The sequence below is a fragment of the Pseudomonas sp. Root562 genome (assembly GCF_001427125.1).
In the GTDB taxonomy this organism is placed as follows: domain Bacteria; phylum Pseudomonadota; class Gammaproteobacteria; order Pseudomonadales; family Pseudomonadaceae; genus Aquipseudomonas.
In genome coordinates this window covers 66,500-78,192 of record NZ_LMGK01000010.1, presented here as the reverse complement: position 1 = coordinate 78,192, position 11,693 = coordinate 66,500, and the positions used below count along the sequence as shown (strand labels likewise).

The window sequence follows — 11,693 nt, the reverse complement described above, 5'->3', positions numbered from 1 at the left end:
AGCGATCGGCCTCCCCCCAGAAACGCACTTGCTGTTGTATGAGTCCTTGAGCGTAACCTCTCTCTTTGGACTCAGGGTCAACATACAAGGAGCGAGCCGGCTCGCTCCTACAGGCGGCCGGTGTCCGGCAGAATCCCTTTCTTTGACTTCAGTGATTCCCAACCCATGAAAACCGTGGCAATGGTGCTGTTCCCCGACTTCCTCCTGCTCGACATGGCCGGGCCGATGGAGGTGTTTTCCATCGCCAATCGCTATCTGAAACCCGACGATCACTACGTGTTGACCACCATCGGCACGGAGCCCGGCGCGTTGCGGGCCTCCAATGGTGTAAGCGTGCACACGGACCTGTCTATCGACCAGGCCTGTGACGGCTATGACTTGCTGCTGGTGCCCGGTGGCCCCGGCGCCTACAACGAAAAACATCCGCCATTGCTCGACTGGCTCAAGCACAACGTTGGCCGGTCGGCCGGATACGGCTCGATCTGCACCGGTGCGTTCGTGCTCGGGTATGCGGGGTTGCTCGACGGGTATCGGGTGACCACGCATTGGCATTACACCGAACGGCTGATCAAGGCTTTCCCGTCGGCCACCGTCGAAACCGACCAGATCTTCATCCAGGACCGTAACCTGATCACCTCCGGTGGTGTCACTGCCGGCATCGATTTGGCGTTGTCGGTGGTCGCCCGTGACCATGGCAAAAAAGTTGCGCAGGACGTGGCCAAGGTGTTGCTGGTGGTGATGAAGCGCCAGGGTGGGCAAGCGCAGTTCAGCCCGCTGATGGCCGCCGTGGCGCCCCAGGAAACGCCGATCACCCGGGTGCAGAATCACGTTCTCGAACACCTCGATGAAGCGTTCAGTATCGAACGCATGGCCAGTCTGGCGGCCATGAGCCCGCGTCACTTCGCCAGGGTTTTCGCCCGGGAAGTGAACATGACACCCATGGAGTTTGTGCAAAGTGCACGCATCGATTGTGCGAGAAACCTGCTGGAAACCACGGAACTGCCGCTCAAGACCGTAGCCTTCAAGAGCGGCTTCGGCAGCGTGCGGCACATGCGTTTTCTGTTCGGTGAAAAACTCGGACTGACCCCGACCCAGTACCGCGAACAATTCAGCTAGCGCCGTTGGCCGTTGCGCGCACCGTTATGGCCGTGACGCTCCCCCCGTAGCTGTTGTACCGTCACCGAGGCCTGCCAAGATAGCGTTGAACTCTTTGCATGGAAGGTACGGAGCCTGGACGGACTCACGTGCCGCTCAGGTTCCCGGTGGTGAAGCATGAACAGCCATAGAGATTTACCCGGCGACACGGTACTGCGCTTCGGTCCCTACGCGTTCCACCTCAATCAGCGACTGGTCCTGCACGGAGATCAGCCGCTTCGTTTGGGTGGCCGGGCGTTGGAAATCCTCCAGGTATTGCTCGAGCACGCAGGCTCGGTGGTCAGCAAGGATGAGTTGATCGCTCGAGTCTGGCCGCGATCGGTCGTCGAGGAGATCAATCTGCGGGTGCACATTGCCGCGTTGCGCCGGGCCTTTCGCGACGGGCAAAACGGTGACTGCTACATCCTCACCATTCCCCAGCGTGGCTACAGTTTCGTCGCCTCGGTGCAGCAAGCATCGCAGCCAGTATCGATCGAAACCGCGCATCCACCCCGACACAACTTGCCTGCGCGACTGACTCAGGTCATCGGCCGCGATGCGGTGGTTGGCAGTCTGGTGCGACAGCTGCCGCTGCGGCGTCTCATGACCCTGGTCGGACCGTGTGGCATCGGCAAGACCACCGTGGCGTTGCGGGCCGCCGAATTGTTATTGCAACACTACCGCGACGGCGTTTGGCTGGTGGATATGGCGACGATCGACGATCCCGTGCAGGTGGTCGATCATCTGACCCGCACCCTCGGTCTGGGCAGCGGCACAACCCTGGAGACGTTGGGGCGATGGCATGCGCTGTTGATCCTGGATAACTGTGAACATTTGCAGGACAGTTGCCGGACCCTGGTCGAAGCGTTGCTGTGCTCGGCCCCCCGCCTGTCGCTGCTGGTCACCAGTCGCGAACCGTTGTTGGCCACGGGGGAAATGCTTCTGCCATTGCCGCCTCTGGCGGTGCCACCCGCATCGGCGTTACGCAGTGTCGATGCGTTCATGGGCTATTCCGCGGTGCAGTTGTTCGTCAGTCGTGCCCGGGCTCGCCAGCAAGGTTTTGCTCTGCGAGAGCAGGATCTCAAGCGCGTGCGAGAAATCTGTCGACGGCTCGATGGCTTGCCTCTGGCGATTGAATTGGCTGCTGCGCAGATCGATGCGCTGGCACTGGTGGGATTGCAGGCGCAATTGGACAACTGTTTTCAACTGCTTACCCAGGGACGTCGCACCGCCGTGCCGCGGCACCAGACCCTCAAGGCCGCCCTCGACTGGAGTTACGAACGCCTGAGCCCGCAGGAGCAGACCGTGTTCCAGCGTCTGTCGGTATTCAAAACGGCGTTTACCCTGGAGGCGGCCAAAGGGGTGGTCAGCTGCGCCAGTGTGCAACCGGCGAGGCTGACAGGCGTCATGGAAAACCTGGCGCTCAAATCGTTGTTGTCGCAGGAACAGGCCAAAGGCGTTTGTCGCTACCGCTTGCTCAATACCACCCGCCGTTATGCCCTGGAAAAACTCGAAGACAGCGGTGCATTGCAATCATTCGAAATGCGCTATGCCGGTTACCTCAGTCACGCGCAGTCCTCAAATCGGCAGATGGCCCTGTAGTTCGTCGAGCAAGCGCCGGGCGGCCTTCACGTCCGGCGTGGCATGACCTTCGCTGAAGCGCTGGTAGATCGGCGTCAGTAATGCCTGGGCTTGCCGGTAGCGACCCTGACGCTGCCAAAGCCGCGCCAGCGTGCTGGCGCTGCGCAGCTCCCAAGCCAGGGCACCCTGGGATTTCGCCACGTTTATCGCCTTGATCAGTACGGTTTCGGCGCTGCAGTTTTTCACCGGGCAATCGGCGGCAAGCAACGCATCGGCGCGGGCTCGCAGGATTTCCGCCGTGCTCCAGCCTGCGGCACCTGTGTCGGCGCGTTGCAGCAACTCGTCATCGACCAACGCGGTGTCCAGCGTGACCATGATTTCCTTGATCAGGCCGGTTGCTGCCCGGGGTGACGGCGCCGCCTCTGCGCTGACGATCACCTGCGCATAGTGTTGCGCCCAGGTGTAGAACAGCTGCACCGAATGCTTCTGCGCTTGCTCCAGTAGCAGGCGCAGTAACTCGCCGGCGGCGCGGGTATTGCCGTTGTAATGGGCGATCAGGCAGCCGGAGAGGGCCAGGGTGTAGCAGATCGAGGTGCCGTGGTTGATCTGCAACGCAATGTCCAGTGCCTGCCGCGCCGTGCGCCAGGCCTGTTCCGGTTGCCCCTGCAACCAGAGGATGCGTGCCAGGATAGTCAGGGCGGCGACACTCTGGTCGTATTGCACGCCAAAGCCATGGGTGAAACGGTTGAGATGGCCGCTGTGGGCCATACGCTGGAGCACTTGCTCGGCATTCATTCGCGCCCGTTGCTGGTCCCCGGCGAAGTGCAGGGCCAGGACACGCAAGCGGTGCGTACTCAGCGACAGCAGCGGATCGCCGTCCAGTCCCAGTCGATCGAATTGCTGACTCTGTTGCAGCGCCATTTGATAGTTGCCACAACTGAGATTGACCGCCAGATGACCGGAAACGGCGCGCAACTCTCCCACCACGTCATTGCACTGTCTGGCCAGGGTGCGGGCGGTGACGAATGCGCCAATGGTTTCTGCACTGCCACCCTGGGCGTGATAGCAGGCGCTGCCGAGGGCCAGTTTCAGCGACATTTTCAGCGCCAGACAGGGCTCGGCTGTGGCGTCGAGCAAGGCCAGGGCCTTGCGCACGTAGCCGCCGTGTTCCTTGAGCAGCGACAGTTCCTGCCATAGGGGGGTGGAGGCGGCGGTCAAGCGGATCGCCAGCGCCGCGGGGCCACGCGCATTCAGGCCCCAATCGAGCGCTGCGCGGATGTCTTCCAGGCCACGGGCATAGCGCTCGATCCACACGGCTGTCGGAACGCGCTCCCAATCAGTCTGCGCCTGTTGCATCAAGGCCAGGCAGCGTACTGCGTGGCGTTCCCGGGTTGCAGGCAGCTCGCCGGCCTGTTCGAGTTTTTCCAGGGCGTAGCGGCGTGTGGTGTCGAGCAGGCGGTAGAACACCTCCTCGTCGCCGACGTCCACACTCAGCAGAGACTTGGCCACCAGTTGCGTGATCGAGGCAAACACTTCGCGTGGTTCGATCTGTTCGCCGACGATCACCGCTGCGGCCGATGCCAGGGTAAAACCACCTCGGAACACACCCAATCGGCGCAGGCAAGTCTGTTCGCAGATGTTAAGCAACTGGAAGCTCCAGTCCAGCGTCGCGTGCAGCGTCTGGTGCCGGGGCAGCGTCGCCTGGCTGCTGTGGGTCAGCAGGCGAAAGCTGTCTTGCAGTTGCGTCAGCAAACCGTCGAGGCCGAGGCTGGCGACCTGTGCTGCCGCCAGTTCCAGGGCCAATGGAATACCGTCGAGGCGCCGGCAGATGTCGATCACCAGCGGCAACTCGGCATCGCTCAGTTCGAAGCTGTCATGGCTGGCCATGGCGCGTTCGACGAACAGCTGCAACGCAGAAAAGGTCAGCGCCTGGGCGCGGTCCGGCTTGGCGACGGCAGGAGGGCAGTCCAGCGACCCCAGGCGCTGCACGTATTCGCCCTCGGCCCGCAGGCTCTCGCGGCTGGTCGTCAGAATATGTACCCGTGGTGCGCCGCGCAGCAGGCTTTCACAGAGCAGCGCCACGCTGTCGATCAGGTGTTCGCAGTTGTCGATCACCAGCAACATTTGCCGCTCGCGCAGGAAGTTCGCGAGACCGCTCAGGGGTTCGTTGTCGTGCAGGGACAGGTCGAGCAGTGCCGCCAGATGCCCGGCAATCAACCGCGGATCGTTGATGGGAGACAGGTCGAGCAAACGAATGCCATCGCAGTAATGGCCGATCAATTGTTCGGCGACGCGCAGGGCCACGGTGGTCTTGCCGATGCCACCGGGGCCCACCAGCGTGATGAAGCGTTGCCGCGGCAGACGCGCCACCAGACTGTCGACCAACGCCTGGCGGCCTATCAGGCGGGTGCGACGCAAAGGCAGGTTATGGCCGTTCGATGGCGTGGCAGGGTTGGCCGGATGCAGCTCGGCCTGTTCCAGCGAGTAGGGCGCGACAAAACTGTACCCGCGTTGGGCCACGGTAACGATGTAGCGCTGTCCGGCCTGACCGTCGCCGAGGGCTTTGCGCAGGGCCGCCATGTGCACGCGCAGGTTGATGTCTTCAACCACGCTGTTGGGCCAGACATCGGCGATCAGTTGCTGCTTGCTGACCACGTTTCCCGCGTGCTTCAACAGGATCAGCAGAATGTCCATGGCCCGTCGACCCAGGCGCAGGGGTTGGTCAGCCTCCATCACCAGGCGCTGCTCGGGATAGATTCTGTAGGGGCCGAAATGCACAGCCCGCTTGTGGGAAAAGCTCAACGACTCACTCCTGCCTGCATTCGTCTAGTTCGCGGTTTGCGAGCATGTTCCCGAGATTTTTTCATTCCTGCAACGTGATCTCGGGATGACTGCCCGGTGCCTGTTTCGACTGCCGCGTACACGCCAAATCGATTGATCCGCATCGGGGCATCGGTCATCGCGCCAGCAAGATCCTGGAAAGGTTCTACGCTGAGTGTTTGCCCCGATGCGCCGACGGCGTTACCCAAGGGTTGTTAAATTCCGACGCGGACGAATATCTGCAGCGGTTTTCGCTCCTGATGAGCAGCAGTCCATTGAGAATCCACCGATGAAAAAGCTGACGAACGCCACCGGTGCCCCGGTCGCCGATAACCTCAATATCCAGACCGCCGGACCTCGCGGCCCGGCGCTCCTGCAAGACATCTGGTTGCTGGAAAAACTCGCTCACTTCGACCGCGAGCTAATTCCTGAGCGACGCATGCACGCCAAAGGCGCAGGTGCTTATGGCACCTTTACCGTGACCAATGACATCACTCGTTACACGAAAGCCAATATCTTCAGCTCGGTGGGCAAACAAACCCCGCTGTTCGTCCGGTTTTCCTCGGTGGCCGGTGAACGCGGCGCCGCGGATGCCGAACGCGACATCCGTGGTTTCGCCGTGAAGTTCTACACCGATGAAGGCAATTGGGACATCGTCGGCAACAATACCCCGGTGTTTTTCTTTCGCGATCCGCTGCGTTTTTCTGACCTCAACCACGTGGTCAAGCGTGACCCGCGTACCGGCCTGCGCAATGCCACCAGCAATTGGGATTTCTGGACCCTGCTGCCCGAGGCGTTGCATCAGGTGACGATTGTCATGAGTGATCGTGGGATTCCCACCAGTTTCCGCCACATGCACGGCTTCGGCAGCCATACCTTCAGTCTGATCGACCGTGACAATCAGCGGGTGTGGGTGAAGTTTCATTTCGTCTGCCAGCAAGGCATCGAAAACCTCTCGGATGCCGAGGCCGCCGTGGTGGTCGGCAAGGACCGGGAAAGCAATCTTCGGGATTTGTACGAGAGTATCGAACAGGGCCATTTCCCGCGCTGGAAACTGTGCATTCAGGTGATGGAAGAGGAGCAGGCCATCCACTATCGGCACAACCCGTTCGACTTGACCAAAGTCTGGCCACACGGCGAATTCCCGCTGATCGAAGTCGGCACCATGGAACTCAACCGCAACGCCGAGAACCATTTTGCAGAAATCGAACAAGCGGCATTTTCGCCCGCCAACGTGGTGCCCGGCGTCAGCTTCTCGCCGGACCGCATGCTGCAGGCACGGCTGTTTTCCTATGGTGACGCCCAGCGCTATCGACTGGGGGTGAACTTCAATCACATCCCGGTCAACGCACCGCGCTGCCCGCATCACAGTTACCACCGCGACGGCGCTATGCGCACCGACGGCAACCTTGGCGGCACGGCCAGCTATTTCCCGAACAGCGTCGGCGAATGGGAGGATTCCAAGGAGTTGTCAGAACCGCCGCTGCCGCTGGAAGGCTTTGCCCAGCACTATGATCATCGGCTTGAAGAGGATCATTACGAACAGCCGGGCAATCTGTTCCGTCTCCTGAACCCGGCGCGTCAGCAACTGTTGTTTGAAAACACCGCACGGGCCATGAATGGTGTTCCGCAGTTGATTCGTCAGCGGCATATCGATAACTGCACCAAGGCCGACCCGGCTTATGGTCGTGGTGTGGCCGAGGCGTTGGAGCGGCTGGTGCCGTTGGGCTGAAGCAACGCTTGAACCCCTGTAGGCGCGAGCCTGCAAACGATGGCTGACGGGCAGGCGACCTCTATGTCGAATGTGCCGGCTTCATCGCGAGCAGGCTCGCTCCCACAGGAGGGGTTATGTCCCGCATGACCCGACACCGCCAGGCAAAGGGATTGATCCCTTCGCTGCGGGTAAACATGTGACAGAAATGCGCCTGGTCGCAGAATCCGCATTCCAGGCTGATTTGCGTGAGGCTCAGGTCAGTGTGTTGAATCAACCGCTTGGCGCGGGCGATGCGTTGCTGGCGAATCCAGTCCTGGGGCGAGTAACCGATGCTGGATTTGAAGGCGCGGGAAAAATGGCTGCGTGACAATCCACAGGCCTGGGCCAGTTCGGTCACCTCGAGGGGTTCATCGAGGCGTTCGAGGATCAGTTGTCTGACCAACTGTTGGCGTTGAGGGCTGAGGCCACCGGCGTTTTTCTTTGGCGCTTCAGTGGCTGTCGCGCGGGCGGCGTTTTGCTGCAAGTGAGCCATGAACAATGTCCGTGTCGGTAGGCTTCATTCTTTGATCCCAGGGCTCTGGCTTGCGAGTTAATCGTTGTTAATTCCTTCTGTGCAGTGGGAAGTCTTGAGTAAAGTCAGACACAATCGTCACACTTGCGCCTGACTGAACTCACAAGGAACCCGTGTCTATGAACCGAAACGATCTGCGCCGCGTCGACATGAACCTGTTGGTGATTTTCGAAGCGCTGATGTTCGAAAAGAACCTGACCCGCGTTGCAGAAAAGCTGTTCATGGGCCAACCCGCGGTGAGTGCTGCCCTTGGCCGGTTGCGCGATCTGTTCGACGATCCATTGCTGTTGCGCAACGGTCGCGCCATGGAGCCCACCGCGCGGGCGCTGGTGATTCTCAAGGAGCTGCAACCGGCGATGGACGTGATTTCCGGAGCGGTCAGCCGGGCCAAGGAATTCGATCCGGCAACCAGTTGCGATGTGTTTCGCATTGGGCTGTCGGACGATGCCGAGTTCGGATTGTTTCCACCGTTGTTGCGTCAGTTGCAGGCAGAGGCACCGGGCATTGTCGTGGTGGTGCGGCGAGCCAATTACCTGCTGATGCCGGCGTTGCTGGCGTCCGGGGAGATTTCCGTCGGAGTCAGTTACACCACCGAACTGCCGGCCAATGCCAAGCGCAAGAAGTTGCGTGATATTCCTTGCAAAGTGCTGCGCGGAGACGACCGGCCTGGTCCTTTGACGCTTGACGAGTACTGCGCGCGGCCGCATGCAATGGTGTCGTTTTCCGGTGACCTGAGCGGCAATATCGATCTGGATCTGGCCAAAATCGGACGGTGCCGCAAGGTGGTGCTCGGGGTTCCGCAGTTCAGCGGGTTGCGGGCATTGCTGGCGGGCACCGAGATGATAGCCACCGTGCCGGATTATGCAGCCTGCGCGCTGGTCGAAGGTTGCGGCTTGCGGGCAGAAGACCCGCCGTTCGAGATCGAGGCCGCCCAGTTGTCGATGGCCTGGAGCGGAGTGCATGACAATGATCCGGCGGAGCGCTGACTGCGTTCGCGCATTAGCCAGTTCATGTCGGTGTCGTTGAACTCTCATTGATCTTGCGCAGGCATATCCGTCGCGGCAACAACGGATATGCCCGCAATGCAGTCATCGCAGCATTGCCCCTCGCACAACCTGAACCCCACCCAATCTAAATAACCTCAGCGCCGCGCATCGCCAGCAACTCGCGCAACACCGACCGATGACAATGCGCTTCCTCCTCGCAATAGCAGCCAACGGCCAGTGAAGTGTGATGAGAAAGCGCCGCCAGCAGATCTAGCAACTGGCTGGCAGCAGGCTGGTTCATTTCGGCTTTGAACTTGCGCTTGAAGGCTTGCCAGGCTTTTTCATCTTCGGCGGTCTGGGCTTGGTGCACCAGCGCCTGGCTGGGTGACAGCAATGGCTGCCATACATCGTAGAAATCCCGGCTGGCAAACTCGGCTTTTGGCACACCCCGGGGCGGGCGGCGCACAGTGCCCAGGCGCAGGCCTTCGCCGGGGCGGCGAGGTGAGCCAAGCCGAACGATATGGACCGGCATGGGTTATTTGAGCCGCGATCCGTCGAACCACTCCAGCGCCGTGCGCCAGAAGCAGATCCCCAGAAAATACGCCGACATCAGCAGCCACAGGCCCATCACCAACGGGTTGATCACCGGATGATTGATGACCAGTGACAAACTGCACAGCAACCAGATTGCAGTCACGGCAATGTTGATCGGCATGAAGCGCCGCACCCGGAATGGATGCAGGAATTTCATCCGGGTCAGTGTCAACAGGGCCAGGCCAATCACCGTGAGGAAGGTGATCCAGGGCGAAGGCGCGATGATGTACAGGCACAGGGCGACCACGTTCCACGCGGCGGGAAAGCCCTGGAAGTAGTTGTCTTTGCTTTTCATGTTGACGTTGCAGAAGCAGAACAGCGACGACACCAGGATCAGCGACACGGTCAGCAGCAGCGTGTAGTCCGGCAGCGGAATGTAGCGATAGATGAACAGTGCCGGAATGAACACGTAGGTCAGATAGTCGATCACCAGATCGAGAATCGAGCCGTCGAAGCTCGGCAACACCGACTGCACGTTGACCTTGCGAGCCAGCGCACCGTCCAATCCGTCGACAATCAGGGCCACGCCCAGCCACAGCAGGCAACTGGTCGGCTGGTTATCCAGCAGGGCAAGCGTTGCGAGGAAGGCAGTGACCACGCCGGTAGCAGTGAATCCATGGGCACCCCATGCTTTGAGCCTGGCGATGTGTAAAGTTGAAATCACGGGGGCGTTCTCCAGAAAGTGAAGCATGCCAGTCATCGCCCTCATCTGGCGGGCGGCGGCAAACCGGTTCGGGTTGCAGGTATCGACCGGGCATCCGGGAATAAGGTTCACCGCCTATGAATCTTAGCTGCGCCGGAAAAAAATACCGCGCAAAAATCGGCGCTGTGTCAGCCAAACGGTGGTGGCGCATTTACCGGCGAGGACTATCGTTGCCTGACTGATCCCCCCCTTCGATGAGGACATCGTCATGAACACCAGCGATCTGCTCGAACAATTACTGCGCGCGGGCCAAGGCTCGATGGCGCGACAGGGCGGCGGTGGGACGTCGGCTCAAGGTGGCCTCGGTGACTTGGGCGGGCTGCTCGGTGGCTTATTGGGGGGCGGTAGCGGCACCAGCGGTGCCGGCGCCGGTGGCATGGGCGGGCTCGGCGGCTTGCTTGGCGGTTTGCTCGGAGGTGGTTCACCGATGGGCGGTGCAGCGCAATCGCGCTCCGGCGGTGGCACGCACTACGCCGCGCTCGCCTCTCTGGGGATGATGGCGTTCCAGGCGTATCAAGCCTGGCAACGCAGTCAGGCTTCGCAGCAACAACAGGCGCCGCAACAGGCGATGCGCACCGTGGATATGCTGGCCGGGCCGGAAGTCGAAGAGCACAGCCATGCGATCCTGCGTGCCTTGATTGCGGCAGCCAAGGCTGATGGCCGGTTCGACGACGCTGAAAAACAGCTGATCAACGCCGAAATCGCCCGCCACACTGACGACCCGCAATTACAGCAATGGCTCGATGAGGAAGTTGCCAAGCCGCTGGATCCCGACGACGTGGCGCAGTCGGCAACAGATCAAGCCATGGCTGCGGAAATGTACCTGGCCAGCGTGATGCTGGTGGATGATCAGCAGGATGCCGAGCGCACTTACCTGGATGAGCTGGCGGCGGCATTGCAGATCGAACCGGATTTGCAGGTCCATCTGGAACAGCAGGCCAAGGGTGGAACCGTCTAGGGGCCGCTCAAGAACCCTGCGGCTTGGGGACCAGAAACGTCACCCCGAAGCGCTCGGCCACTTCGAATATCCGCGGCAGATCCTCGGGCACCTTGAACTGGTCCATCGCCGTGAAAAACTGCCCGCCGCGCGGATCGGACACAACGCCGATCATCTTCGCGGTGCTGCTGATGTTCTTGTAGGCATGAACGGATCCTGCCGGGATATGCACGTAGCCCCCGGCCGAGACGGTGGTGGATTTGCCTTCGACGGTGACCTCGACCTGCCCGTCAACCACGTAGAACGCCTCGTCCCAAGGGTGAAAGTGCGGTGGCGGGCCGCCTCCCTGCACGCCTTCCTGGATATGCATTTCGAAGGGTTTGCTCATATCGCCGCCCGCGAGGACCGTGATCGTCTCGCCCACGACGTTGACCGATGCCGGTGGGGCTTGGAGGACGTGAACCGTGCGCATGATTGCTCTCCGGGGATGAGGCTGCACCTGCCGATTGTAGGCCTTTGAACGTCTGCCGACAGCCGCGCCGCAGGGCCGTTGGTCCGGGTAATTTTGACGACGATGGAATTTTTTTCGTGATGACTCGCTCTGCTGAGGGAGGGACGTGCTGATCCAGCGCCCTGCAGCGACCCGCAGGTGA

Annotated in this window: 10 protein-coding genes; 5 read left to right on the top strand and 5 right to left on the bottom strand. The window is 61.0% G+C overall.

Annotation, left to right across the window (positions count from 1 at the left end):
- The first annotated feature begins 165 nt into the window (after positions 1 to 165).
- Together ASD60_RS09715 and ASD60_RS09710 are read left to right on the top strand one after the other, a co-directional pair.
- Positions 166 to 1,116: a GlxA family transcriptional regulator gene (locus tag ASD60_RS09715; RefSeq protein WP_056853794.1), complete on the top strand. Its 951-nt coding sequence runs from the start codon at positions 166 to 168 to the stop codon at positions 1,114 to 1,116.
- A 156-nt stretch (positions 1,117 to 1,272) separates the two neighbouring features.
- Positions 1,273 to 2,736 (top strand): ATP-binding protein, encoded by a 1,464-nt coding sequence (locus tag ASD60_RS09710; RefSeq protein ID WP_056853793.1) that lies wholly within the window; start codon positions 1,273 to 1,275, stop codon positions 2,734 to 2,736.
- On the opposite strand, the gene ASD60_RS09705 is transcribed toward ASD60_RS09710, so the two are convergent.
- Positions 2,713 to 5,517: an ATP-binding protein gene (locus tag ASD60_RS09705; protein WP_056853792.1), complete on the bottom strand. Its 2,805-nt coding sequence runs from the start codon at positions 5,515 to 5,517 to the stop codon at positions 2,713 to 2,715. The two genes, ASD60_RS09710 and ASD60_RS09705, sit on opposite strands and share 24 nt — an antisense overlap.
- 307 nt (positions 5,518 to 5,824) lie before the next feature.
- On the opposite strand from ASD60_RS09705, the gene ASD60_RS09700 reads away from it, so the two are divergent.
- On the top strand, positions 5,825 to 7,267 hold the full coding sequence (locus ASD60_RS09700; protein WP_056853791.1) for a catalase: 1,443 nt from the start codon (positions 5,825 to 5,827) through the stop codon (positions 7,265 to 7,267).
- A gap of 61 nt (positions 7,268 to 7,328) precedes the next feature.
- On the opposite strand, the gene ASD60_RS09695 is transcribed toward ASD60_RS09700, so the two are convergent.
- A complete protein-coding gene (locus tag ASD60_RS09695) occupies positions 7,329 to 7,781 on the bottom strand; it encodes a helix-turn-helix domain-containing protein (protein WP_056853790.1) in 453 nt (150 codons plus the stop codon).
- A gap of 158 nt (positions 7,782 to 7,939) precedes the next feature.
- Between ASD60_RS09695 and ASD60_RS09690 the strand changes: the two genes are divergently transcribed.
- Positions 7,940 to 8,806 (top strand): LysR substrate-binding domain-containing protein, encoded by an 867-nt coding sequence (locus ASD60_RS09690; RefSeq protein ID WP_056853789.1) that lies wholly within the window; start codon positions 7,940 to 7,942, stop codon positions 8,804 to 8,806.
- A 145-nt stretch (positions 8,807 to 8,951) separates the two neighbouring features.
- Here ASD60_RS09690 and ASD60_RS09685 read toward each other — a convergent pair whose 3' ends face one another.
- Both ASD60_RS09685 and pcsA read right to left on the bottom strand, forming a co-directional pair.
- Complete coding sequence (locus ASD60_RS09685) at positions 8,952 to 9,338, bottom strand: DUF488 domain-containing protein (RefSeq protein ID WP_056853788.1); 387 nt, start codon at positions 9,336 to 9,338, stop codon at positions 8,952 to 8,954.
- A gap of 3 nt (positions 9,339 to 9,341) precedes the next feature.
- Complete coding sequence (gene pcsA / locus ASD60_RS09680; protein WP_056853798.1) at positions 9,342 to 10,064, bottom strand: phosphatidylcholine synthase; 723 nt, start codon at positions 10,062 to 10,064, stop codon at positions 9,342 to 9,344.
- 247 nt (positions 10,065 to 10,311) lie between these two features.
- On the opposite strand from pcsA, the gene ASD60_RS09675 reads away from it, so the two are divergent.
- The gene (locus tag ASD60_RS09675; RefSeq protein WP_056853787.1) at positions 10,312 to 11,061 is read left to right on the top strand and encodes a tellurite resistance TerB family protein; all 750 of its coding nucleotides are present in this window, start codon (positions 10,312 to 10,314) and stop codon (positions 11,059 to 11,061) included.
- A 7-nt stretch (positions 11,062 to 11,068) separates the two neighbouring features.
- Here the strand turns inward: ASD60_RS09675 and ASD60_RS09670 are convergent, their stop codons facing one another.
- Positions 11,069 to 11,512, bottom strand: coding sequence for a cupin domain-containing protein (locus ASD60_RS09670; protein WP_056853786.1), 444 nt, complete (start codon positions 11,510 to 11,512; stop codon positions 11,069 to 11,071).
- Positions 11,513 to 11,693 lie beyond the last annotated feature (181 nt).